Origin of the sequence: Marinobacterium aestuarii (assembly GCF_001651805.1) — a bacterium.
Lineage (GTDB): Bacteria > Pseudomonadota > Gammaproteobacteria > Pseudomonadales > Balneatricaceae > Marinobacterium_A > Marinobacterium_A aestuarii.
Map to the genome: position 1 here is coordinate 1,971,700 of NZ_CP015839.1, position 22,742 is coordinate 1,994,441.

The following is a 22,742-nucleotide window of genomic DNA, read 5'->3' on the forward strand; positions in this document are numbered from 1 at the left end:
ATGACACGGGGGATGAACGCCTTTGTTCAGTGGACCCCGAAGAGTCCGTCGCTTTGTCTATGTTGTATAAAGCAGGGACCGTGCCAAGTATTGGAAAGTGTGTATTTTCAGTACTCTGGGGTAGTTTGCGGGGGGCGGGTCAGGGGCTTTGGTGCACCGAATAGGGTGCTTGCTCCGTGGCGGTGCCTGTTATTGGTGCGAAAGTATGGCGCCAGCGATAGTGTGCAGGGGCTACCCAGATGTGGGCAGTACCGCGCCTGTCTATAAAAACGCCTGCAGCAGGTTGATCAGCAACAGCACGCCGGCAATGAGCTGCCAGCCCAGCAGCGGGTTGCGGGTCATCAGTGGCTGGTCGCGTACCCGGGCCTCCAGCTGGCTGTTGGGAGTAGTCAGGTCATGCAGGAATTCAGAGTAAGCGTTATAGCGGTGAATCGGATTGGGTTGCAGCGCCTTGCGCAGGCAGCCTTCCATCCAGAACGGCAAGTCCTTGCGGTGCTTGAGGGCCGGGATATAGTGCAGCTCGCCATAGTGCTCGATGCGATAGCGCTTGGTGGAGGGTTCCGCATAGGGTAGCTGGCCGGTAATCATTTCATAGCAGATCGCGGCCAGCGAAAACAGGTCGGCGCGAAAGCTGCCCTGCTGGCCCATCAGGTATTCCGGTGCCACATAGTTGACCGAACCCTGGGGGACGGATTTGTCCAGTGGCGAGCCCATTTCCTCGATACCGGCGATGCGTACTGTACCGAAATCCAGAATGCGTACCCGGCCGTCGCCATCGATCATGATGTTCTCTGGCTTGAGGTCCTGGTGCACCATCTCGGCCCGCTGAAAGGCGCGCAGGCCGGATATGATCTGGCGCATCAGGTCGCGCACCTTGTCCAGTGGCGGCTGGGGGTTGTCCTGCATCCACTGACGCAGGTTCTGGCCTTCGATGTGTTCGCCCAGGTAATACAGCAGGCGCTTGGGACGCGGCGGCGCGAAGGTCTTCATGACATTGGGATGATCCAGCCTGCGCCCGACCCACTCCTCGCGCATGAAGCCATCCAGGTAGAGGCTGTCTTCGCTGAAGTTCTCCGACGGCGCCTTGAGCACGTAGATCTGGCCACTGGCCAGATCCTTGACGCGATACATATGGCTGCGGGTGCCGCTGAAGATTACATCCAGCACTTCATAGTCGTCGATGCGGTTGCCGACATTCAGTACCGGCGGTATCGGCAGGGCGCTGAGGCGCTGATAGTTTTCATCCGGGGTTTCCAGCGGCAGCGCATCGACCTCGATCAGCAGGGCGGTGAGGTTGTCATCGCTCCCCGCCGCCATGGCCTGGTCGATCAGCAGCGCGCTGGCGGCCACGGGATCGGTGGGGTGCTGATTCATCAGCTGGCTGATCTGGGCCCGGGTCAGGTGCTCATGCACGCCGTCGGTGGTGAGCAGGATGCGATCGCCGGGTTCGAGCGCCTGGGTGCGGTAATCCAGCTCCAGATGCTGGTCGGCACCGAAGGCGCGGGACAGGTAATTGCGGCCGCCTTCTACGTGAACATGGTCGCGACTGAGCTGTTCCAGCTCGCCGTCGCGGCAGTGCCAGATGCGGCTGTCGCCGACATGAAAGCAGTGCAGGGTGTTGGACTTGAAGATCACCGCCGAAAAGGTGCACAGCATGCTGTCGTCGTGACCCAGACGGCTGGAATTCTGCTGATAGAGCCAGCTGTTGAGGCTCGAGACCACGCGGGCGGCGGCGTGGCGGGTGCTCCAGCTGTCGGGGGTGCTGAAATAGTCGGTAATAAAGCTGGTGACCGCGGTCTGGCTGGCGATATGAGAGTCGGCGCAGCTGCTGACGCCATCGGCGATCACCGCCGCGGCGCCCTTGAGCAGCAGGGCCTGGTCGTCCGGCGCATGGGCGGCGAAGGCATCCTGGTTTTGCGGTTTGATGCCAGCAATGGACTGGCCGCCGAAACGGACCTGCAGTTTGGTGGCACCGCTGTGGGGCTGATTCATAATCGTGCTTCCAGAACCTCAAAAGGGGGCGAAGCCTTGCGGCCGCGCCCCCGGGTTACTTCCTGCTGTCGCTTGAGTCAGGAGAGGCTGATCAGGAGACGTTGATCAGCTCGACACTGCCATCGGCATTGACTTCGGCCATGTGCCCCTTGGGTTCTTCCAGCAGCAGCAGGACGGCAAAGCCCAGTACCGCGGTGGCGGCAATGACCATGAAGAAGGTCTGGTAGCTGACCATGGACAGTACTGTCAGGTAGAACACTGCACCGACATTGCCGTAGGCGCCGGTCATGCCAGCTACCTGGCCGGTGAGGCGGCGCTTGATCAGCGGCACGACGGCAAAGACGGCACCTTCACCGGCCTGGACGAAGAAGGAGCAGGCCATGGCGGCAATGACGGCCAGTGCCAGCGGCCAGCTGCTGTCGATCACCGACATGACACCATAGCCCAGGGCAAGACCCGCGGTCAGTACCAGCAGGGTGGCTTTGCGTCCGCAGCGATCGCTGATCAGGCCACCGGCCGGGCGGGACATCAGGTTCATGAAAGCATAGCCCGAGGCGAGCAGGCCGGCATAGACCATGTCCAGCTCGAAAACGTCGGCGAAGAACAGTGGCAGCATCGAGACCACGGCCAGCTCCGAACCGAAGGTGGCGAAGTAGAGCACATTCAGTACCGCAACCTGCTTGAACTTGTAACGGTGCATTTCCGGTACCGGCTGGGTGAAGATCTCCCGGTTGACGCTGTAGGCGCTGTAGCAGTCATAAATGAAGAAGATCGCCAGGCCAATATAGATAAAGAACGCGACTGTGGCGCTGAGAATCGATACACCCTGGGGCGACAGTTTCCAGCACAGCAGCGCCAGGGCCGCATAGAGAGGGATTTTCATGATCAGCAGGAAAACGAAGTCGCCCTTGCTGGTGACTTCCAGCCCGCCGATACGCTTGGGCTTGAAGTAGGTCGAACCCTTGGGGGTATCGGACACATTGAAAAACCACACAAAGCTGAAGATCAGGCACAGCAGACCGGTGGTGGCCACGGCATAGCGCCAGCCGTCTTCGCCGCCAAAAATCAGTGCCAGGGTTGGCAGCAGCATGGCGGCGGCGGCGGAACCGAAGTTGCCCCAGCCGCCGTAAATGCCTTCAGCGGTACCCAGTTCGTTGGCCGGGAACCATTCGCTCACCATGCGGATGCCGACAACGAAGCCTGCACCTATAAAGCCCAGCAGGAAACGGGCGACGGCGGCCTGGGTAAAGTCCTGCGCCAGGGCGAACATGAAGCAGGGCAGGCTGCAGAAGAACAGCAGCGCGGCGTAGACATTGCGCGGGCCGTACTTGTCGGTCAGCATGCCGATCAGAACGCGGGCCGGAATGGTCAGGGCGACGTTGAGAATCAGCAGCGTCTTGATTTCGTCGGAGGTCAGTCCCAAGGAGGTCTTGATCACGCCCAGCAGGGGCGCGAAGTTGAACCAGACAAAGAACGTCAGGAAGAAGGCGATCCAGCTCATGTGCAGGATCTTCATTTTGCCGCTAAAGGCAAACAGGTTGAGCTTGGTGTGATCAGTCATAGGTCTTCATCCATTACTGGGCCAGCAAAGTGCAAAAAAAATGGCGTCCAAGATTCCCGTTGCCGGGAAGGCTTGAACGCCATTGTTCAAATTTGGTGCGTTTGCCCTTTTATGGGCCTTGTTTCGGTGCGTCAGGAGTTGTCTTTTTACCCGCTATCTGGCCCCTGGCGCCGTTGCCGTGGGTCAGGCGGCAGCCGGGGCTGTCGTTTCTCCTGTGGATGCCATGGATGAATGCACGTCCTGTGCCAGTACTGCGCTTTCGGTTGTTATTGCGGTTTCGGTTGCGGGTTTGGTAGGGGCAGACTTCCCGCTCGGCGTACTGCGCTGACTGTTGTCCTGGTCTGGCTTGTGCTGCTTCTCGTACAGGAAACTCAGCACCTCGTGGCGGTAGTGGTTGTAGCGGGCGTCGTCGGCCAGTTCGATGCGGTTGCGTGGCCGCTCCAGTTCAATTTTAAGGATCTCGCCCACGGTGGCCGCCGGGCCATTGGTCATCATGACGATACGATCCGACAGCAGCACGGCCTCGTCGACATCGTGGGTGATCATGATCACGGTATTGTTGAGCCGCGCCTGGATCTCCATCAGGGAGTCCTGCAGATGGGCGCGGGTCAGGGCATCCAGGGCGCCGAAGGGTTCGTCCATCAGCAGCACTTTGGGCTGCATCGCCAGCGCCCGGGCTATGCCTACGCGCTGCTTCATGCCACCGGAAATTTCATCCGGGCGCTTGTGCAGGGCGTGGCTCATGTGCACCAGCTCCAGGTTGTGCTCGATCCAGTCCTTCATTTCGGCGCGGGTCTTGCTGTTACGAAATACCTGCCTGACCGCCAGTTCGACGTTTTCGTAGGCGCTGAGCCAGGGCAGCAGCGAGTGGTTCTGAAACACCACGGCCCGTTCGGGGCCGGGCTCGCGCACCTCCTTGCCCTCCAGTACCACACCGCCCTCTGTGGCCTCATAGAGGCCGGCAACCAGGTTGAGCACTGTGGACTTGCCACAGCCGGAGTGGCCGATCAGGGAGACGAATTCGCCCTGGTCGATCTTCAGATTGACGCCGTCCAGGGCGCGAAAAGGGCCGCGGGGGGTCGGAAAGTCGATCGCTACGCCGGTAAGTTCCAGGTGAGTCATGGGGTGTCTCCTTGTTGGGTGGCTAGTGCACTAGCGCACGACGGCGTTTTTGTCCCAGGAAATGCGGCTCTGCAGCAGCTGCATGGCGCGATCGAGCATAAAACCGATGATGCCGATCACCAGGACCGCGACCATGATGCGCCCGAGGGAGTCGGAGCTGCCGTTCTGAAACTCGTCCCAGACGAACTTGCCGAGCCCCGGGTTCTGCGCCAGCATTTCGGCGGCGATCAGCACCATCCAGGCGATGCCCAGCGACAGTCGCAGGCCGGTAAACATGGCAGGAATCGAGGCCGGAATGGCGATCTTGAGAACGTGGGTCATGAACGGCAGGCGCAGCACCTTGCTGACGTTTTTAAGGTCCTGGCTGATGCTCGACACCCCCACGGCGGTATTGATCAGCGTTGGCCACAGGCTGCACAGGGACACCGTGATCAGCGAGGTAACAAAGGACTTGGCAAACATGGGGTCGTCGGAGACGTAAAGCGCGCTGACCACCATGGTGACCAGGGGTAGCCAGGCCAGGGGGGAGACCGGCTTGAACAGCTGAATCAGCGGATTAAGCGCCGCGTACAGGGTGCCGTTGAGGCCGATCAGGATGCCCAGCGGAATGGCGATCAGGCTGGCCAGGGCAAAGCCTGCCAGTACCGTGACCAGGCTGGTGCCGATTTGATCGACAAAGGTGGGTTTGCCGGTGTAGTTGCGCAGCCGTACCTCGGCGCCGGGGTCCTTGGCCAGAGTGGCGGCATTGCGCTTTTCCTGGCGCTCCATAAAGGCGGCTTCGCGGCCGCGCTCGCGCTGGTGGTCGGCGATCAGGCCAAAGGACTGTTCATACACCTGGGTCGGGCCTGGGAACTTGCCCAGCGAAGTATCGATATTGCGCGCGGCTATATGCCAGGCGAACACAAACACCAGCAGGCCGAGCAGCGGCAGCAGCAGGGCACGGGCGATGCGAGTGACGCTGTCGGCACTGGGTGCGCGCAGTGACAGGCGCAGCCGGCGGGCCTTTAGAGGGTGACTTTGGGGACTTGTAGTGCTCACGGTTATTGCTCCACAACGGAGGCGCAGGCGTGCTGCCTGCGCCGGTTAAGCTCAGATTTTGTCGTCGCCCTTGAGGCCGATACCGAATTTTTTCAGGTAGTCGTTGGGGCTGTGGCCGTCGTAGGTGATGCCATCTATAAAGTGGGTCTGGGGCGCGCGGTAGCCATCTTCAGTGCCGAAGTCCGGGAACTCGGAGGCCTCCATCTTGCCTTCCTCGATCAGGGACTGGGCCGCCTGGGCGTAGATGTCCGGGCGATAGACCTTCTTGGCGATATCCATAAACCAGCTGTCCGGCTTGGCATCCTCGATCTGGCCCCAGCGGCGCATCTGTGTCAGGTACCAGATGGCGTCCGAGTAGTAGGGGTAGGTGGCGTTATGGCGGAAGAAGACGTTGAAATCGGGCACCTCGCGTATGTCACCTTTTTCGTATTCGAAGGTACCGGTCATGGAATTGGCGATAACTTCATAATCAGCACCGACATATTCAGGCCGGGACAAAATCTCAACGGCTTCGGGGCGGTTACCGTTGTCGTTGGCGTCCAGCCACTTGGCGGCACGGATCATGGCCTTGACGACGCGCAGGTGGGTGTTGGGGTTGGCATCGGCCCAGGCCTTGGATACGCCGAACACTTTTTCGGGGTTGTCCTTCCAGATTTCGTAATCGGTGATGATGGGCACGCCTATGCCCTTGAATACCGCCTGCTGGTTCCAGGGCTCACCGACGCAGTAGCCATGAATGGTGCCGGCTTCGAGTGTGGCGGGCATCTGTGGCGGCGGCGTGACCGACAGCAGGGCATCGGCACTGAGCTGGCCGCTGATATCACCCTTGTGGGGCGCATAGAAGCCGGGGTGTATGCCACCGGCGGCGAGCCAGTAGCGCAGCTCGTAGTTATGGGTCGAGACCGGGAAGACCATGCCCATGTTGAAGGGCTTGCCTTGGGCCTTGAATTCGTCGACCACCGGTTTCAGGTAATCGGCCTTGATGGGGTGTACCGGCCGGCCGTCGGCATCCTTGGGGATATGCGGCTTCATGCGCTCCCAGATATCGTTGGAGACGGTGATGCCGTTGCCGTTAAGGTCCATGCTGAAGGCGGTAATGATATGGGCCTGGGTGCCGTAGCCGATGGTCGCCCCCAGTGGCTGGCCCGCCAGCATATGGGCACCGTCGAGCTGGCCGTCGATCACGCGGTCCAGCAGTACCTTCCAGTTGGCCTGGGCTTCGACCTGTACGAACAGGCCTTCATCCTCGAAATAGCCCTTTTCGTAGGCGATGGCCAGCGGCGCCATGTCGGTGAGCTTGATAAAACCGAATTTCAGGTCTTCCTTTTCAGGCGGGCCTATTGCGGCCTGGGCCAGACTGAGGGTCATGAGGGATGACAGCGACAGGGCGCCGGCGGTGATCATCGCCTGCTTAAGCAGGGTGCGACGGGGGCGGACGGAGGTGGTGCTCGGGGCGGTGTTGAGTGGCATGGTCTGGCTCCTTGAATTGCAAACAAAAAGGCGCCTGCAACGGGACCAAATACGTGTCCCGCTACAGGCGCCTTTGCCTGAAACTGCTTTTTAACAAAACTGTTCAGGATATTGCATAAGCCGTGCCACAAATTTAAATCATTGAAATATATGGATTAAATTATGTTGCGTGATTTTTGTGCGCTCTGTTGTGCACTGCGGCAAGTCAGTGGTGCTGGCGTGCTGCACTCTTATTGCTCAGCCGTTACAGGCTGGGCGCTCGGATCGAAGCGCCTGTCTTTGGGCAGGCTGAGGGGGCCCTGGTTGCCGGCAACCTCCCAGGGGCTGTCGTGCATGCCTTCAAGCTTGCTGTCGTTCAGCGGCAGGTTGAGCTGCAGGGCGGCGCTGGCCAGGCGAAAGTGGCTGCTGTCGTAGGTCGAGCGCGCCAGTTCATCCAGTTCTGCACCGCTGCGGGGGCTGGGCTGGCCCTGCTGTATTTGCTCCAGCAGCCAGCGTGCCTGGGACTGCCAGGGGAAGTTGGCGGCACTGCCAAAGAACTGATGCCGGCCGATACCGGGATCCGGTGTTATCAGACCGGCGCCCAGGTACTGTGGCTGGCCCAGAATGTCGAGCATGCGGCTGCGATTGCCGGCTTCATCCAGCCAGGCGCAGGCTCGCAGCAGTGCCATGATGAGCAGCTGCAGGCTGTCCGGGTGCTGGCGGGCCCAGTGGGCGGTGGTGCCCAGCACCTTGTCGGGCGCGTTATGCCAGATCTGGTGGCCGCTGATCAGCACGCGGCCGACCTGTTGTTGCTGGGCGACACTGTTCCAGGGCTCGCCGGCGCAAAACGCATCGATCAGGCCGCGCTTGAGTGCATCCACCATCTGGGGCGGCGGCACCACCACCTGGCGAATGCGCTGCAGGTCGATACCGCAGGCGTTGAGCCAGTAACGCAGCAGAAAGCTGTGCATCGAGTGGGTATACACGGTGGCGAAGGTGGGGCGCTCTTGGGGATGTTCGCGCAGGTACCAGGCCAGGGCCGCGCCTGCGCAGGCGGGGTCGGTGCCGAAATCCGGCGCCTGTTGCAGGGCTTCATGGAGCGCACTGCTTAGGGTAATGGCATTGCCGTTGAGGCCCAGACCCATGGTGCAGACCAGCGGGTTCTGGCCGTAGCCGAGCCCCAGGGCTGCGGCCAGCGGAATGCCCGCCGGCATCTGGGCGGCATCCAGCAGGCCCAGCTGCACCTTGTCGCGGATGCTGGCCCAAGAGGCCTCCTTGCTCAGGCTGACGTCCAGGCCGCAGTCGCGGAAGTATCCCAGTTCCAGCGCCAGGATCAGCGGGCAGGCGTCGATCAGGGGCACGAAGCCCAGTGTCAGTTGCGGTTTTTCCGGTGCCGGCAAAGGGCTGGGCAATCTAAGGTCAGGCATAGCGGGTATCCATATTGGGTCGGATGCAAACGGTGCGCCGCGGTCGGGGCGGGCAGCGTGTTCAGATCAGATGATTTCCATCACGGCAATAATGTTGCGGGCGATTTCGGCCAGCGGCTTTTGCTGATCCATCGCCATGCGGCGCATCGCCTTGAAGGCTTCGTCTTCAGGGCATTTGTGACGTTTCATCACCAGGCCCTTGGCCTTTTCGATCAGTTTTCGATCGGCCAGCTCCGAGCGTGCCTCGACCAGCTCGCGACGCAACGCCTGGAACTCGCGAAAACGCGCGGCGGCGACATCCAGAATCGAGCTGATGCGGCCAAATTCAAGCCCGTCGACCACGTAGGCGCTGACGCCGGAGCGGATGGCCTTTGAAATGGTATCGCTGTCGCCCTGTTCGGCGAACATGACCACCGGGCGCGGTGAACGGTCATTCAGCAGCGCCATGTTTTCCAGCACATCCCGGCTGGGGGAGTCCAGATCGATAATGATCATGTCGGGGTGAAGCTCCTCCACCCGGTCGGCCAGCAGATCGGTATTGTCCAGTCGTGCCAGCACCTCATATCCCTGATCGCGCAGCGACTGTTCAAGCAGCGCGGCTCGGCCACGATCCTCATCAATCACCAATACTTTTATCGATGGAGGGCTTTTCATTCTAACGGGGGCTCCTGGGTGCATTCAGTCAGGCAAACAAAATCCTGTGACTGAAAATATATGCATGAAACATGCCTTTCTTGCGATAAATTTTCGACGCCGTCAGGGATGTCCGCCGGTACTTGACTGTCCCAAGTCTGGGTGCGGCGTTATAATGCGCGTCATTTCGCTAACTCGATTATAGCTTTCAGGATAACGATGACAGTACGTACCCGCGTAGCTCCGTCCCCGACCGGCGATCCCCATGTCGGCACCGCCTTTATAGCCCTGTTCAATCTGGCCTTCGCGCGCCAGCACGGCGGGCAGTTTATTTTGCGCATCGAGGACACGGATCAGGCGCGCAGTACGCCGGAATCCGAGCAGATGATTCTGGATTCCCTGCGCTGGCTGGGGCTGGACTGGGACGAAGGTCCCGATGTCGGCGGCCCCCACGGTCCGTACCGTCAGAGCGAGCGTGGCGATATCTACAAGAACTTCGCGCTGGAACTGGTGGAGAAGGGCAAGGCCTTTCTGTGCTATCGCACACCTGAAGAGCTGGATGCACTGCGTGAAGCCCGTCGGGCTGCCGGCGGTCATACCGCGCTGAAGCAGAGTGATCTGGCGCTGCCGGCGGCTGAAGTGGAGCAGCGCGCGGCCCAGGGGCTGCCCTACGTGATTCGCATGGTGGTGCCTGAAGGCGAGGGCGCCTGCCAGATCGACGATCTGTTGCGCGGCACCATCGAGCTGGACTGGGGCATGGTGGATGCGCAGATTCTGCTCAAGTCCGATGGCATGCCGACTTACCATCTGGCCAACGTGGTGGATGATCACCTGATGGAGATCACCCACGTGATTCGTGGCGAGGAGTGGATCAACTCGGCACCCAAGCACAAGCTGCTGTATGAATACTTCGGCTGGGACATGCCGGTACTCTGCCATATGCCGCTGCTGCGCAACCCCGACAAGTCCAAACTGTCCAAGCGCAAGAACCCGACCAGCATCCTGTACTACCAGCGCATGGGTTTCCTGCCTGAGGCGCTGCTCAACTACCTGGGTCGCATGGGCTGGTCCATGCCGGATGAACAGGAGAAGTTCTCGCGCGACGAAATGTTCGCTAACTTCGATATTCAGCGCGTGTCCCTGGGCGGGCCTGTCTTCGATCAGGAAAAGCTCAGCTGGCTTAATGGCCTCTGGCTGCGCGAAGACCTGAGTCCGGAGCAGTTTGCCGAGCGCTTCCAGCAGTGGGCGCTGAACCCGCAGTACCTGATGCAGATTCTGCCGCTGATTCAGCAGCGCGTCGAAAAGCTGTCGGATGTGGCGCCCCTGGCGGGCTTCTTCCTGTCGGGCATGATCGATCTGGATGAATCCAGCTTTGCACACAAGTCCCTGCAGATTGAAGACGTGCGCAAGATTCTGCAGTTTGCCTCCTGGCAGATAGATACCGAGTCTGTCTGGACCAAGGATCAGCTCTTTACCGAACTCAAGGCGCTGGCCGATGGCATGGGCTTCAAGATCCGTGACTTCCTGTTCCCGCTGTTTATCGCCATTGCCGGCACCAGTCAGACGGTGTCCGTGATGGACGCCATGGCGATCCTTGGGCCGGACATGAGTCGCGCCCGCGTGCGTCATGCGCTCAATATCATTGGCGGGCCTTCGAAGAAGGAAGGCAAGCGCTGGGAGAAGGAATTTGCGGCGCTAAAGGCTGAGGGTTGATTAACAGAGTGCGCCGGGACGCATAGTCCTGGTCCGTCCAAACCCCGCTGCGGCGGGGTTTTTGCGTTCTGTGTCAGGCATGAGTGGCGCCTGATCAGGCTGGACGGCTGCCCGTAGTGGGCTAGTCTCAATGGACTTACTCACTTGGCGGAACAGTCACCATGAGCATACAGGTTGCAATTATTCAGAAGCCCCCGGTATTGCTGGATCTCAGGGCGACACTGGAGCGCGCCCTCGAAAGTATCGAGGAGGCGGCAACACAGGGGGCTCGGCTTGTGGTTTTCCCGGAGGCCTATCTTCCCGGTTACCCAACCTGGATCTGGCGGCTGCGACCCGGTGGTGACATGGCGCTGGGAAATCGTCTGCATGCTCAGCTTGTTGCCAACGCGGTTGATCTGGAGTCTGGTGGTCTTGAGTGCATATGCGAGGCGGCAGCAAGGCACAATATGGTGGTGGTTATGGGGCTCAACGAACGGGATAGCCGATACAGCGGTTCCACCCTGTTCAATACGGTGGTTGTCATTGGGCCTGATGGCAAGATTCTGAATCGGCATAGAAAGCTGATGCCCACCAATCCTGAACGTATGGTATGGGGCGCCGGCGATGGCTCCGGCCTGAACGTAGTCGATACCCCGGTCGGGCGTATTGGCTGTCTGATCTGCTGGGAAAGCTACATGCCGCTTGCGCGTTTCGCGCTCTATGCCCAGAACATCGACCTTTATATAGCCCCGACCTGGGATAGCGGCGAAACCTGGCTGGCGTCAATGAACCATATCGCGCGTGAGGGCGGCTGCTGGGTGCTCAGCACCGCAACCGCCATGCAGACTGGCGACATTCCGGACTCTTTCCCGGATCGAGATCTGTTGTACAGTGCGGATGAATGGATCAATCCGGGGGATGCCGTTGTCATCAAGCCCTTTGGCGGCGTTGTGGCCGGCCCGCTGCATCGGGAAAAAGGCATTCTGTATGCGCAGATTGATCCAGACGCTGCTCGCGAGGCCCGCAAATCCCTGGACGTGGCGGGGCATTACGGTCGCCCCGATATCTTTAGTCTTGAGGTGGATCGTGGCGTCAAGCCGCCATTGACGTTCAAGTAGTAGGGTAGCTGTTTGCTATTGCCTGCATTTGCATCCTTAAGGGCGCCTTGTTGTCCGCAGATCCGGCTCAATCTGAGCGTTGTTTAACCAGTTGAATATTAAAGGACTTTCTTTGGTTTTTTGCAGAAAACCTGCTTGACAGTACCGGGGTCTGACTTTACTATAGCGCTCGTCTTCTGAAGGGGGCCTTAGCTCAGCTGGGAGAGCGCGACGCTGGCAGCGTCGAGGTCGGGGGTTCGATCCCCCCAGGCTCCACCACTTCAAAAGACAGCTGAAAGTCCTATGCGTCCCATTCGTCTAGTGGCCTAGGACACTGCCCTTTCACGGCAGTAACAGGGGTTCGAACCCCCTATGGGACGCCACTTTCAGGTTTTGCGTGAATTGTTTTATGGGGCCTTAGCTCAGCTGGGAGAGCGCGACGCTGGCAGCGTCGAGGTCGGGGGTTCGATCCCCCCAGGCTCCACCAATTCATGCACATGATTTCCTGCTCTATCTCTCTTGTCTGCTTGTTTTCTGTCGTTTTATTCCTCCGTAATTTTTACGCTCGTTATTCGTTTTGTCCTGTGTTTCCGTTGATGTTTATGCTTCCTGTCCGTTGTTGCTGGGTGCTGCTCTGAGGTGCTTGTCTCCGGCTGTTTCTCCCTTGCTTCTTTTCTTCTTTGTTCTGGTGGGTCGCGTTAATCGCTATGATGGTGCCGTGTGGTTGGCGTCTCAATGTGATGTGCGTCGGTCGAGTTGTGCGTGGCGGCCTGGTGGTGTCGGTTCGCGGCATTCAGTGAGTAAGAGGAGTGTGGATTGCATGGCCCTGATTGAGTTTTCAAAGGAAGAGAAGGCATCTGTTGTGCTGCAGATTCAGCGCTATTTTCGGGATGAGCTGGAGCAGGACATTGGTCAGTTTGATGCCGAGTTTCTGCTGGATTTTTTCTCCGAAAAAGTAGGAGCCTACTACTACAATCGTGGCTTGTCGGATGCTCAGGCGGTGCTGAATGGCAAGCTGGATGATATAGCCGAGGCTATCAGTGAGATCGAAAAGCCGACAGAGTTTCTGCGCTAGTGTGCGGGGCCTGATTGCGGCTGTTGATTGTCTGTGGTGCTCTGGTGATTGCAGGTGGTGCTGATGTGGAGTTTCAGGGCCTGGCGGCGCAGGCGTCTGCTGGAGAGGGCTGCGTTGCCGCAGGCGCAGTGGCAGGAGTTGGTGGCATCGCTTGGGCTCTTGCGAGGCTTGAGTGCGGAGGAGTTACGGGATCTGCAGCAGCTGGTGCTGTTGTTCCTGGTGGAAAAGTCTGTGGTGGGTGTACAGGGGTTGGTGCTGAGTGATGCCATGCGTTTGCGCATTGCGGTGCAGGCCTGTCTGCCCGTGCTGGCGCTGGGGCTGGATTGGTACCGTGACGTGCGCAGCGTGCTGGTCTATCCCGGCGGTTTTGTCGCCCGACATGAATATCAGGACGAGGATGGCGTGGTGCATGTCGAGCGTGCGGCGCTCAGTGGTGAGGCCTGGGAACAGGGGCCTGTGATCCTGTCGTGGGAGGATGTGGAGGCGGAGGCACCTGCGGGTGTCAATCTGGTGATTCACGAGTTCGCCCATAAGCTGGATATGCTCAACGGCGCGGCCAATGGCTTGCCGCCGCTGCATGCGGGCATGTCGGTGCAGCAGTGGGCGGTGGATTTTGCTGCGGCCTATGCGGGCCTTGCGACTGAGGCTGAGTTGGGTGGGGCTATGGCGCTGGATGCCTATGCGGCACAGGATCCGGCGGAGTGTTTTGCAGTGCTGAGCGAGGCGTTCTTTGCGGCGCCTGATCTATTGCAGGGCAGCTACCCTGAGGTGTATGGGCAGCTGCGTCTGTTTTATCGGCAGGATCCGCTGTTACGCCTGGGTGGCTGAAGTGGCTTCAGGCGGGGTTGCGGGCTGTGCGTGCGGTTTCGACCCAGAGCGCAGCGATGCCGGCCTTGTCGGCGTCGCTGAGGCGATCAACGGCGAAGGCGCTTTCCAGGCTCAGGTTAACGCTGTTGTCTAGCAGGTCGCAGTCGGCGGGCTCGGTGCTGGCGGCCAGGCTCAGGTGGCCCAGCAGGTAGCTGCAATAGAACAGACGGTCATTGTCGTCGGTGCTCTGTTCCTGTGTTAGCAGGTAGTTGTGGAGGCTGTCGCTGTAATCGTTGGGGGTCATGGAGACTCTACCTTCTTCAGTAGCAGTTGTGCTTTCTTGCCATCGCTTTCAATTTGGTAAAGCTTGACGATCATGTAATCCAGTTCGGGTGCAAACCAGATGTAGGTTTCGCGCTTGGCGTCTTCACCGCGGTCGCGCTGTACCTTGATGGCATCAAAGGTGCCGGCGGGGGTGTCGACCGACTCGGTGCCCAGAACTTCGAAGTCATATTGCTTGAGGCTGCCGCCGTCGGCGACCGGATAGCTGAGCTTGGTCTTGCCGCTGGGAAGGTCGAGGCGGATCTGCATCTGGTAACCGAGCTTGTCGAGGGTGCCGATGGGGATGTCCATCTGCCAGGGCTTGTTGTCAACGTCGTTGGTGACCCGGGTGTTGGGCCAGTCGAAGTTGAGGGTGGCGTCGCGGCGCTTGCCGAATACCTTGTGGTGGTACTGATACTCTTGCGGTACGACTTGCAGGTTATCAAGGGTGAAGCGGCTGCTTTCCTCAATGCCGGCAATGGCCGCGTCAGCGGTGCTGGTGAGTAGCCATTGGCCGTCGTTCTGCTGGCGCAGTTCGCGCACCGCTTCGAGGGTCAGTTCGATGCCAACATCCAGGTGTGATTCGTACAGGGCGCGAAAGGGCTTCAGTTCGGTTGGGGTGCTCAGTGCCTGGGCGCTGATGCTGCTGCCCAGAAGTAGGGTGCAGCACAGGATCTGTTTTATCCGGCGGTACATCATTGGAGCTCCGTGTGGGTTGCGCAGTGCGGTGGCTGGCGGTCAGGGTTTAAACCTGTCCGGCGCCCGCTCAGGGGTGGTGCGCCGGTTGGTCTATGCTCTGGATTTATACGCGCTGTCCGCTTGCCGGTAACTGAATACCATCCAGTGTCACGCCCGTTGCCTCAAGTGTGAGGCGCTCGGCGCAGAACCACTCTACCGCCAGTGGGTAGATGTCATGCTCGCGCACCTGGACCTGCTGTTGCAGGCTTTCGATACTGGTGTCGGCTGCGATGGGTACCGCTGCCTGCAGAATAAGCGGGCCGCCGTCGAGCTCCGGGGTCACGAAATGCACAGTGCAGCCATGTTCGCTGTCGCCGGCCTCAATCGCCCGCTGGTGCGTGTGCAGGCCCTTGTATTTGGGCAGCAGTGACGGGTGGATGTTAAACATTCGGCCCAGGTAATGGCGTACGAAGTCGGCGGTTAGGATGCGCATAAAACCCGCCAGCACGATCAGGTCGGGTTCTTGCTGGTCGATCAGCGCCTGCAGAGCGCCGTCAAACGCCTCGCGGGATTCGTGCTGGGTGTGGTCCAGCAGCAGGGCATCGATGCCGGCATCGCGTGCACGCTCCAGGCCTCTGACGCCTGGCTTGTTGCTGATCACGGCGACGATGCGGCCATTGATGCGGCCCGACTGGGTCGCATCAATGAGTGCCTGCAGATTACTGCCGCTGCCCGAAAGCAGTACCACAATCCGCTTTTGTGTCACGCTCAGGCCTCCGCGCTGCGCAGTTCGACCTGCTCCTCGCCATCCTGTGCGTCTTCGATCTGGCCGATCACCCAGGCATTTTCGCCGGCGGCGGTCAGCAGTGCCAGGGCGCTGTCGGCTTCGGCTGCCGGTACGGCGATAACCATGCCGACGCCGCAATTGAAGGTGCGGTACATTTCGCGCGCATCAACATTGCCGTTGCTCTGCAGCCACTGGAATACGGGCGGCAGTTTCCAGGAGGCGGTGTTGATCACGGCCTTGCTGGACTTGGGCAGGACGCGGGGGATGTTTTCCAGCAGGCCGCCGCCGGTGATGTGGGACAGAGCGTTGACCTGGCTGTCCTTGATCAGCTGCAGTACGGACTTGACGTAGATGCGGGTCGGCGCCATCAGGGCGTCGGCCAGGGTGCCGTCGCCCATGGGCTGGTTGAGGTCGGCCTTGCTGACTTCAATGATCTTGCGGATCAGGGAGTAGCCGTTGGAGTGAGGGCCTGAAGCGGCCAGGGCAATCAGGCTGTCGCCGGCCTGTACACGGCTGCCATCGATAATGTCGGCCTTTTCAACCACGCCCACGCAGAAGCCGGCCAGATCGTAGTCTTCGCCCTCGTACATGCCTGGCATTTCGGCGGTTTCGCCGCCTACCAGTGCGGCGCCTGCCAGTTCGCAGCCGCGGCCGATGCCGGTCACGACGTCGGCGGCGGTGTCGATGTTGAGCTTGCCGGTGGCGTAGTAGTCGAGGAAGAACAGCGGTTCGGCGCCGGCGACAATCAGGTCGTTGACGCACATGGCAACCAGGTCAATGCCGATGGTGTCATGCTTTTTCAGGTCCATGGCCAGGCGCAGCTTGGTGCCGACCCCGTCGGTTCCGGATACGAGGACAGGCTGGCGATATCCGGCCGGGATTTCGCACAGGGCGCCGAAGCCGCCGAGTCCGCCCATGACTTCAGGGCGCGCAGTGCGTTTGGCGACGCCCTTGATACGCTCAATCAGGGCGTTACCCGCGTCGATATCGACACCAGCGTCTTTATAGCTCAGTGATGTTTTGTCGGATGCGGTAGACATGAATCAGATAACCTTTCAGCAACGGGGATTGGCGGCAAAAAAATGAAGGCGACATTCTATCAGGTTGCGCGTGGGGCGGCTATTGTGTGTTAGAGTTTAAGCGTCTTTTGCCTCGCTGTTCGCCGGTTTTATCGTAGTTGGGAATACCTCATGTTTATCAAATGCTTGCGTCAGGTTTTTGCCTGTGCCGCGCTGCTGTGGGCGATCTCTGCCGGTGCTGTTACTGTGCCGGGGCTTTACAGTGCTGAAATAAATGTTGCCCGCGCAGGGACGGTGCCCAATCTGCAGCAGATCACCGAAGGTTTGGCACAGGTGCTGATCAAGCTCAGCGGCAGCGCCGAGGTTGCGGCCGAGGCGGGCTATGGCGCGGTGCTGGCCCAGGCGCAGGGCTTGCTGAGCGAGTATGCCTATCGTAGCTCGGACGAGGGTGAGCACTGGCTACAGCTGCACTACGCTGCGGCGCCGCTTGATGAGCTGTTGCAGGATGCCGGTATTCGGGGCCCCGGTCAGCAACGTCCGGCGCTGCTGTTGTGGCTGGTGGCCAAGCAGGCCGGGGCGGTTGAAGACTATATTACGGCGGATCATCCGGCCCTGCAGGCGCTGGTGGCGCAGGCGCAGCGTCGTGGTCTGGCGTTGCAGCTGCCGTTGCTGGATCTGCAGGACCTGCAGCAACTGCCGCCGGAGTTGCTCTGGCAGCAGGCCTCGGATGAGGTGCGTCTGGCATCCCAGCGCTATGCGCCCGATGCGGTGCTGGCCGGCCGGATATGGTTCGAAGGTGGATTCTGGTTCAGTGAGTTCGAATTTGCGGGTGAGCGGCGTGAGACGCAGCTTTTTACACCTTTCGGCGAGCTGGATGAGCAGATGACGGACGTCGTTGATAGGGTGGCGGATTCTTTGCTGCAGATACCTGAGCTGGCGCCGCTGGATTACCGGCCCCAGGGGCTGGTGCTGCAGATCGATGGGATTAGTGGTCAGGCGGATTATCTCGCCCTGGTTGAGCGTTTGCGTGCGAGCGAAGGGGTTATGGCAGTTTTCCCGGAACTCATATCTGCGGGGCGTCTGCGCCTGCGGCTGCAGCTTGATACCAGTGTGGAACAGTTGCAGGAAACGCTGCGTCTGGATAATCGCCTGACGCCGGTGGGTCGAATGGATGGCGTTTATATGCCGGACACAGGTTTGCTGCAGTATCGTTGGCAGAACTGAAACATGGATAGGGAAGGCATCGTATGACGGAATCGCAACGCTGGTTTTTACTGATCGTCACCCTGATCCTGGGGGCGCTGGTGTATATGCTGGCGCCGATTCTGACGCCTTTCCTGGTGGGTGCCCTGTTGGCCTACCTGTTTGATCCGGTGGCGGATCGGCTGGAGGCGGCGAAGTTTGGCCGTACCGGCGCCGTGGTGACGGTGTTCGTGTTCATGACGGCCGTGCTGGCACTGACGGTACTGTTGCTGCTGCCGCAGCTGGGGCGTCAGATTCAGGTGCTGCTGGAACGGGTTCCCATGATTATCGATCTGGTTGAGAAGCGCCTGGTGCCGCTGCTCGAATCAACCCTGGGGGTGGATCTGGCGGCCATGGACCTGGGTACGCTGAAATCCATGCTGGCGGGCAACTGGCAGCAGACCGGCAGTCTGATGGCGCAGCTTGCAGGGGGGATTACCCGTTCAGGTCTGGCGGTGCTCGCCTGGATCGCCAACCTGGTGCTGATTCCGGTGGTGCTGTTTTATCTGCTGCGGGACTGGGATCTGATGATGGCGCGCATTCGCATGTTGCTGCCGCGCTACCTGGAGCCCAGGGTCGCGCTCTGGGCTAACGAATGCGATGAGGTTCTGGGTGCCTTTATAAAGGGGCAGCTGCTGGTCATGCTGGCATTGGGCATCATTTATGCCGTCGGTCTGTGGCTGGTAGGGCTTGATATTGCGCTGTTGATTGGTATGCTGGCCGGCCTTGCCAGTATCGTGCCCTATATGGGCTTTATTATCGGTATCTTTGTTGCGGGCATTGCAGCCTTTATTCAGTTTCAGGATCCGATGGTGCTGTTCTGGGTGGGGGCGGTGTTCGCCGTCGGCCAGGCGCTAGAAGGCATGGTGCTGACACCATTGCTGGTGGGGGATCGGATAGGGCTGCATCCTGTGGCCGTGATCTTTGCGATCATGGCGGGCGGGCAGCTGTTCGGGTTCGTTGGCGTATTGCTGGCGCTGCCGGTTGCAGCGGTGATCATGGTGCTGTTGCGCCATTTGCACCAGGGTTACAAGAGCAGCACGCTGTATGGGTCGGCGCAGGTTGCCGAAGTGGAATTGCTGAATACAGAAGCGGATGAATAACACGGCTCCTTTCCAACTCCCGCTCGGCGTATCGCTGCGGGATGATGCGCGTTTTGAGAATTATCTGACCGGCGCCAACGGCCTGGCTCGCGCAATGTTGCAGCAGGCGGCCGAAGGTGAGGGTGAGCTGCTGCTCTACCTCTGGGGGACTCCAGGGGTTGGCTGTACCCATTTGTTGCAGGCCACCTGCCACGCCAGCGAGCCCGCACGCCGTACCGCGGTCTATCTGCCGCTGCAGGAGCTGCTGCACCTGGGCCCCGGCATTCTGGATGGCATGGAACATCTGGATCTGGTGTGCATCGACAATGTGCAGCTGGTGACGGGCAATAAGCAGTGGGAAGAAGGGCTGTTTCACTTCTTTAACCGCATCCGCGCACAGAACAACCGTCTGGTGGTGGCGGCCAGCAGTGCTCCGCGCCAGCTGGGTATCAAGCTGCCGGATCTGGCGTCGCGCCTGAGCTGGGGCATGGTGTTTCAGCTGCATGCGCTGCCGGATGAAGACAAGGAGCGCGCTCTGCAGCTGCGTGCCCAGGCCCGCGGCTTCCAGCTATCCAGTGAAGTGGTGCGCTACCTGATTCATCATGCCAGTCGCGATATGGGCGACCTGTTCGGCCTGCTCGATCGGCTGGATCAGGCATCCCTGAGTGCCAAGCGCAAGATCACCATTCCCTTTATCAAGCAGGAGATGGGCTGGTAGCACCGGCTCTTACCCTGGCGTGTGTCTTGCCCCCGCGGGGGCTTTTCTGCATCATCCCTGTGCTGCCCGGCAGCCGTTTTCATGTCAGGCATGGCGTTGCCAACGGGCTGTGTCAACGGCTGTTGGCGATGAAAAATTTATAATCTATGTAAACCAGACCCCGGTGAGAAACAACATGTTAGACGAGCGGACAATGCGGGATTTCGGCGCCCGGGATGAAGACGAACAGCAGGCGTTTCTGACTCAGACCTGGTGCGACAAGTGTCAGCAGGCCAATCTTGGCATGCATACGGTGATCGAGTACGAACTCAAGGGTGTGCTGTTTATCGAGGGCAAGTGCACAGGCTGCGGTGAGCCGGTACTGACCGAGCTTACGGATGACGACTTCTGAGTAGCAGGGTTGGGTGAACGGTGTCGAACGAATTTGAAAACCGCTTTGGTGGCACTCGCAGACTCTACGGTGTTGATACGGTTGAGCTTTATCGCCGCAGCCATGTATGCGTGGTGGGTATTGGTGGCGTGGGCTCCTGGGTTGCCGAGGGGCTGGCGCGCACGGCCATAGGCCGGATTACCCTGATCGATCTGGATGATATCTGTGTCACCAACACCAACCGTCAGATCCATGCGCTGAGCGGCAATATCGGCCGTTCCAAGGTCGAGGCCATGGCCGAACGGGTGCGGGCGATCAACCCCGAGGCGGTGGTTGCAGAAGTTGAGGAGTTTATCACCACGGAAAATGTCGCCGAGCTGATCAGTGGTGACTTTGATTACGTGGTGGATGCCATCGACAGCCTGCGCGAAAAATCTGCCCTTATCGCGCACTGCAAGCGGCGCAAGATTCCGCTGATTACCATCGGCGGGGCTGGCGGCCAGGTGGACCCGACCCGCATCGACATCGCTGACCTGAGCCGCACCAGCCAGGATCCGCTGGCGGCCAAGGTGCGCTCCTGGCTGCGGCGTCATTATGGCTTCAGTACCTCTAGAAAATTTGGCGTTGATTGCGTCTATTCGACCGAGCAGCTGGTGTACCCGCAGCCCGATGGCACTGTCTGCCAGCAGAAGACCCTCGCAGAGGGCAGTACGCGGCTGGATTGTGACGGCGGCTTTGGCGCCTCCGTTTGCGTTACCGCCAGTTTTGGTTTTGTGGCGGTCTCGCGGGTGCTGAAAAAGCTGCAGGAGCGCGAAGCCCGTCGTGTGGCGGCGCTGTCTGATGTGAGCCCGCTCTAGCCAGCGCCCTCGTGTTTTGTATGTGGTTTCTGTCTTTGAAGCACGCCTGGGTGCTCAGCCCAGGCCAACCTTGATTCCCAATGCCATCAATGTCACGCCTATCGCGCCTTCGATGCGCTGGCGTGCGCGCGCCAGTGCCTGCTGTACCGCGGGTCTTGTCAGCAGCATCACAACCAGGCTCAGCCACGCCAGTTCAATGCTGACCGGGGTCAGGCCGTAGAGCATGAGGGCGGGCCAGCCATGGTCCTGCTGCAGAACCTGGGAAAACATGGCCATAAAGAACAGCAATACCTTGGGATTGAACAGGCTGATCATGAGGCCGGCGAGAAAGCTGTGCTGGCTGCTCGCTGCTGTACCGGCTGTGTCGGGGTTCTCGGCCTTGCGGCTGCTGAGCAGATAAATCACACCCATATACAGCAGATAGGCGCTGCCGAGCCAGCGAATGCCGGCGTAGAGTCCCGGTGACTGGCTGATCAGGGTAGCAATACCGACGAGGGACAGGGAGGCGTGGATCAGCAATGCGGTGGCCAGGCCTGCTGCGGTGAAAAAGCCCGCTCTGCGACCGCGCCCCAGGGTATTGCGCAGCACTATGGCCATGTTTGCCCCGGGAATCATGGCGCCCAGCAGGGTGATGCCGGCAAAGAGTAACCATTCGAGCATAGTGTCAGTCTCTGGAGTCTTAATCTGGACGCCCAGTGTACGCAGTGGCGCCCGGGTGCCGCCAATCCCCATTGCTGATATGGGATATTACTTCTGCTTATGACTTGAGGCGGGCTTTGAAAAGCTCGATTTTTCCAGTGCCTGATAGAAGCGTTCGCGCACGAAGCGGTGGGCGGCGTCATGCTGCTGGCGCTGATGCCAGATCAGCGAATAGCGCACCCGTTCGACCTCAAAGGGTAGCGGGCGCAGCGCCAGGTCATGCCGTTGCCTGAGGTTTTCCGCCATGTGGCTGGGCAGGGTCAGAATGCCGTCACTGCTGGCGCAAAAGGCCAGCGCGGAGTGAAAGAAGGGTACGGTAATACGGATCCGTCTCAGTCTGCCCAGTGCCGCCAGGGCGTTGTCCAGGGCGCGGTTCTTGTCGCCACCGCCGCTGATGCTGATATGGTCTGCCTGGCTGTACTGATCCAGGTCGGGCCCATCATTTGCCAGCAGCGGGTGGTCGGCACGCAGCAGGCAGCTGTAGCTGTCTTCGCCGACCTGGCGGCCGTGAATATCGTCGGGTACCTCATTCAGGATGCAGGCGGCCAGATCCATGCGGCCTTCGCGCAGGTCAGTGATCATGGCGGGTTCCCAGAGGTGGAAATGCAGTTGCAGCCCGGGGGCGGTACGGCACAGGTCCTCGACCAGTGTCGGCAGAATATGCTCGCTGGTGTAATCGGTGATGGCGATATTGAAGCGGCCCTGAAACAGCGCCGGATCGAAGTGATCGGGCATCAGCAGGCTTTCAATGTTCAGCAGTAATGGCGCTATCTGCGCCGACAGGGCTTCGGCCCTGGGGGTTAGCTGCATCTGGTTGCCGACCCGCACCAGCAGTGGATCCCCCAGCAGGGTGCGCAGTTGAGCCAGGTTGCGGCTCATGGCGGGCTGGGTTACGAACAGGGCACGCGCGGCCTGGCTGACGCTGCGACAGCGCAGCAGCTGATGCAGTGCTGTTAGCAGGTTGAGGTTGATGCGAGATAATTCCATGGCGCAAGGATATCAGCTCAGGTTATACCGAAGCACGCCATTGAAAAAATACCTTGGGTGGCACTGTAAAACAGCTCAAGGGCAGGGGG

The 22,742-nt window shown here is 60.0% G+C and carries 22 protein-coding genes and 3 tRNA genes; 12 read left to right on the forward strand and 13 right to left on the reverse strand.

Annotation, left to right across the window (positions count from 1 at the left end):
* Positions 1–261 precede the first annotated feature (261 nt).
* From A8C75_RS08720 to A8C75_RS08750, 7 genes are all read right to left on the reverse strand, one after another.
* Positions 262–1,992 carry a bifunctional protein-serine/threonine kinase/phosphatase gene (locus A8C75_RS08720; protein ID WP_067380840.1) on the reverse strand — a complete coding sequence of 577 codons (1,731 nt, stop codon included), beginning with the start codon at positions 1,990–1,992 and terminating at the stop codon, positions 262–264.
* Positions 1,993–2,083: 91 nt separating this feature from the next.
* The gene (locus A8C75_RS08725) at positions 2,084–3,553 is read right to left on the reverse strand and encodes a NarK family nitrate/nitrite MFS transporter (RefSeq protein WP_067380843.1); all 1,470 of its coding nucleotides are present in this window, start codon (positions 3,551–3,553) and stop codon (positions 2,084–2,086) included.
* Positions 3,554–3,736: 183 nt separating this feature from the next.
* Positions 3,737–4,675: an ABC transporter ATP-binding protein gene (locus A8C75_RS08730; protein ID WP_067380846.1), complete on the reverse strand. Its 939-nt coding sequence runs from the start codon at positions 4,673–4,675 to the stop codon at positions 3,737–3,739.
* Between the two features lie 30 nt (positions 4,676–4,705).
* Positions 4,706–5,662, reverse strand: a complete 957-nt coding sequence (locus A8C75_RS08735) for an ABC transporter permease (protein WP_418287456.1) — start codon at positions 5,660–5,662, stop codon at positions 4,706–4,708.
* A gap of 102 nt (positions 5,663–5,764) precedes the next feature.
* A complete protein-coding gene (locus A8C75_RS08740; protein ID WP_227820010.1) occupies positions 5,765–7,081 on the reverse strand; it encodes a CmpA/NrtA family ABC transporter substrate-binding protein in 1,317 nt (438 codons plus the stop codon).
* Between the two features lie 332 nt (positions 7,082–7,413).
* Entirely contained in the window at positions 7,414–8,589 is a 1,176-nt protein-coding gene (locus A8C75_RS08745) for a CmpA/NrtA family ABC transporter substrate-binding protein (protein ID WP_067380848.1), read from the reverse strand.
* A 66-nt stretch (positions 8,590–8,655) separates the two neighbouring features.
* Entirely contained in the window at positions 8,656–9,243 is a 588-nt protein-coding gene (locus tag A8C75_RS08750; RefSeq protein ID WP_067380850.1) for an ANTAR domain-containing response regulator, read from the reverse strand.
* Positions 9,244–9,441: 198 nt separating this feature from the next.
* Here A8C75_RS08750 and gltX point away from each other — a divergent pair, with 198 nt between their 5' ends.
* The 7 genes from gltX (at position 9,442) to A8C75_RS08785 (ending at position 13,914) form a co-directional block, all read left to right on the forward strand.
* Positions 9,442–10,935: a glutamate--tRNA ligase gene (gltX, locus tag A8C75_RS08755; RefSeq protein ID WP_067380853.1), complete on the forward strand. Its 1,494-nt coding sequence runs from the start codon at positions 9,442–9,444 to the stop codon at positions 10,933–10,935.
* A gap of 161 nt (positions 10,936–11,096) precedes the next feature.
* Positions 11,097–12,032 (forward strand): carbon-nitrogen hydrolase family protein, encoded by a 936-nt coding sequence (locus tag A8C75_RS08760; protein WP_067380856.1) that lies wholly within the window; start codon positions 11,097–11,099, stop codon positions 12,030–12,032.
* A gap of 182 nt (positions 12,033–12,214) precedes the next feature.
* A tRNA-Ala gene (locus tag A8C75_RS08765) sits at positions 12,215–12,290 on the forward strand.
* A gap of 28 nt (positions 12,291–12,318) precedes the next feature.
* A tRNA-Glu gene (locus tag A8C75_RS08770) sits at positions 12,319–12,394 on the forward strand.
* Positions 12,395–12,422: 28 nt separating this feature from the next.
* Positions 12,423–12,498 (forward strand) — tRNA-Ala (locus A8C75_RS08775).
* 333 nt (positions 12,499–12,831) lie between these two features.
* Positions 12,832–13,086, forward strand: a complete 255-nt coding sequence (locus tag A8C75_RS08780) for a DUF2164 domain-containing protein (protein ID WP_067380859.1) — start codon at positions 12,832–12,834, stop codon at positions 13,084–13,086.
* Positions 13,087–13,149: 63 nt separating this feature from the next.
* On the forward strand, positions 13,150–13,914 hold the full coding sequence (locus tag A8C75_RS08785) for a M90 family metallopeptidase (RefSeq protein ID WP_067380862.1): 765 nt from the start codon (positions 13,150–13,152) through the stop codon (positions 13,912–13,914).
* A 7-nt stretch (positions 13,915–13,921) separates the two neighbouring features.
* Here A8C75_RS08785 and A8C75_RS08790 read toward each other — a convergent pair whose 3' ends face one another.
* The 4 genes from A8C75_RS08790 to purM form a co-directional block, all read right to left on the reverse strand.
* Entirely contained in the window at positions 13,922–14,197 is a 276-nt protein-coding gene (locus tag A8C75_RS08790; RefSeq protein ID WP_067380865.1) for a YfcL family protein, read from the reverse strand.
* Positions 14,194–14,910, reverse strand: a complete 717-nt coding sequence (locus A8C75_RS08795) for a DUF3108 domain-containing protein (protein ID WP_067380868.1) — start codon at positions 14,908–14,910, stop codon at positions 14,194–14,196. The genes A8C75_RS08790 and A8C75_RS08795 overlap by 4 nt, the downstream gene beginning before the upstream one ends.
* Positions 14,911–15,016: 106 nt before the next feature.
* On the reverse strand, positions 15,017–15,658 hold the full coding sequence (purN, locus tag A8C75_RS08800; protein WP_120785176.1) for a phosphoribosylglycinamide formyltransferase: 642 nt from the start codon (positions 15,656–15,658) through the stop codon (positions 15,017–15,019).
* A 2-nt stretch (positions 15,659–15,660) separates the two neighbouring features.
* Complete coding sequence (purM, locus tag A8C75_RS08805) at positions 15,661–16,719, reverse strand: phosphoribosylformylglycinamidine cyclo-ligase (protein ID WP_067380871.1); 1,059 nt, start codon at positions 16,717–16,719, stop codon at positions 15,661–15,663.
* 150 nt (positions 16,720–16,869) lie between these two features.
* Here purM and A8C75_RS08810 point away from each other — a divergent pair, with 150 nt between their 5' ends.
* The 5 genes from A8C75_RS08810 (at position 16,870) to tcdA (ending at position 20,967) form a co-directional block, all read left to right on the forward strand.
* The gene (locus A8C75_RS08810; protein WP_067380874.1) at positions 16,870–17,922 is read left to right on the forward strand and encodes a DUF2066 domain-containing protein; all 1,053 of its coding nucleotides are present in this window, start codon (positions 16,870–16,872) and stop codon (positions 17,920–17,922) included.
* A gap of 23 nt (positions 17,923–17,945) precedes the next feature.
* Complete coding sequence (locus A8C75_RS08815; RefSeq protein WP_067380877.1) at positions 17,946–19,043, forward strand: AI-2E family transporter; 1,098 nt, start codon at positions 17,946–17,948, stop codon at positions 19,041–19,043.
* Positions 19,036–19,740, forward strand: coding sequence for a DnaA regulatory inactivator Hda (gene hda / locus A8C75_RS08820; RefSeq protein ID WP_067380880.1), 705 nt, complete (start codon positions 19,036–19,038; stop codon positions 19,738–19,740). Before A8C75_RS08815 ends, hda begins: the two co-directional genes overlap by 8 nt.
* A 175-nt stretch (positions 19,741–19,915) precedes the next feature.
* Positions 19,916–20,131 (forward strand): hypothetical protein, encoded by a 216-nt coding sequence (locus A8C75_RS08825; RefSeq protein ID WP_067292522.1) that lies wholly within the window; start codon positions 19,916–19,918, stop codon positions 20,129–20,131.
* Positions 20,132–20,151: 20 nt separating this feature from the next.
* Positions 20,152–20,967 carry a tRNA cyclic N6-threonylcarbamoyladenosine(37) synthase TcdA gene (gene tcdA, locus A8C75_RS08830; RefSeq protein WP_067380883.1) on the forward strand — a complete coding sequence of 272 codons (816 nt, stop codon included), beginning with the start codon at positions 20,152–20,154 and terminating at the stop codon, positions 20,965–20,967.
* Positions 20,968–21,021: 54 nt separating this feature from the next.
* Here the strand turns inward: tcdA and A8C75_RS08835 are convergent, their stop codons facing one another.
* Positions 21,022–21,627, reverse strand: a complete 606-nt coding sequence (locus tag A8C75_RS08835; protein ID WP_067380886.1) for a LysE family transporter — start codon at positions 21,625–21,627, stop codon at positions 21,022–21,024.
* Between the two features lie 87 nt (positions 21,628–21,714).
* Entirely contained in the window at positions 21,715–22,653 is a 939-nt protein-coding gene (locus A8C75_RS08840) for a LysR family transcriptional regulator (protein ID WP_067380889.1), read from the reverse strand.
* Between the last annotated feature and the right edge of the window lie 89 nt (positions 22,654–22,742).

Coding starts and splice junctions, on each gene's coding strand:
- A8C75_RS08720 (WP_067380840.1), bottom strand. CDS start 1,992: ATGAATCAGCCCCACAGCGGTGCCACCAAACTGCAGGTCCGTTTCGGC.
- A8C75_RS08725 (WP_067380843.1), bottom strand. CDS start 3,553: ATGACTGATCACACCAAGCTCAACCTGTTTGCCTTTAGCGGCAAAATG.
- A8C75_RS08730 (WP_067380846.1), bottom strand. CDS start 4,675: ATGACTCACCTGGAACTTACCGGCGTAGCGATCGACTTTCCGACCCCC.
- A8C75_RS08740 (WP_227820010.1), bottom strand. CDS start 7,081: ATGACCCTCAGTCTGGCCCAGGCCGCAATAGGCCCGCCTGAAAAGGAA.
- A8C75_RS08745 (WP_067380848.1), bottom strand. CDS start 8,589: ATGCCTGACCTTAGATTGCCCAGCCCTTTGCCGGCACCGGAAAAACCG.
- A8C75_RS08750 (WP_067380850.1), bottom strand. CDS start 9,243: ATGAAAAGCCCTCCATCGATAAAAGTATTGGTGATTGATGAGGATCGT.
- gltX (WP_067380853.1), top strand. CDS start 9,442: ATGACAGTACGTACCCGCGTAGCTCCGTCCCCGACCGGCGATCCCCAT.
- A8C75_RS08760 (WP_067380856.1), top strand. CDS start 11,097: ATGAGCATACAGGTTGCAATTATTCAGAAGCCCCCGGTATTGCTGGAT.
- A8C75_RS08780 (WP_067380859.1), top strand. CDS start 12,832: ATGGCCCTGATTGAGTTTTCAAAGGAAGAGAAGGCATCTGTTGTGCTG.
- A8C75_RS08785 (WP_067380862.1), top strand. CDS start 13,150: ATGTGGAGTTTCAGGGCCTGGCGGCGCAGGCGTCTGCTGGAGAGGGCT.
- A8C75_RS08790 (WP_067380865.1), bottom strand. CDS start 14,197: ATGACCCCCAACGATTACAGCGACAGCCTCCACAACTACCTGCTAACA.
- A8C75_RS08795 (WP_067380868.1), bottom strand. CDS start 14,910: ATGTACCGCCGGATAAAACAGATCCTGTGCTGCACCCTACTTCTGGGC.
- purM (WP_067380871.1), bottom strand. CDS start 16,719: ATGTCTACCGCATCCGACAAAACATCACTGAGCTATAAAGACGCTGGT.
- A8C75_RS08810 (WP_067380874.1), top strand. CDS start 16,870: ATGTTTATCAAATGCTTGCGTCAGGTTTTTGCCTGTGCCGCGCTGCTG.
- A8C75_RS08815 (WP_067380877.1), top strand. CDS start 17,946: ATGACGGAATCGCAACGCTGGTTTTTACTGATCGTCACCCTGATCCTG.
- hda (WP_067380880.1), top strand. CDS start 19,036: ATGAATAACACGGCTCCTTTCCAACTCCCGCTCGGCGTATCGCTGCGG.
- A8C75_RS08825 (WP_067292522.1), top strand. CDS start 19,916: ATGTTAGACGAGCGGACAATGCGGGATTTCGGCGCCCGGGATGAAGAC.
- A8C75_RS08835 (WP_067380886.1), bottom strand. CDS start 21,627: ATGCTCGAATGGTTACTCTTTGCCGGCATCACCCTGCTGGGCGCCATG.
- A8C75_RS08840 (WP_067380889.1), bottom strand. CDS start 22,653: ATGGAATTATCTCGCATCAACCTCAACCTGCTAACAGCACTGCATCAG.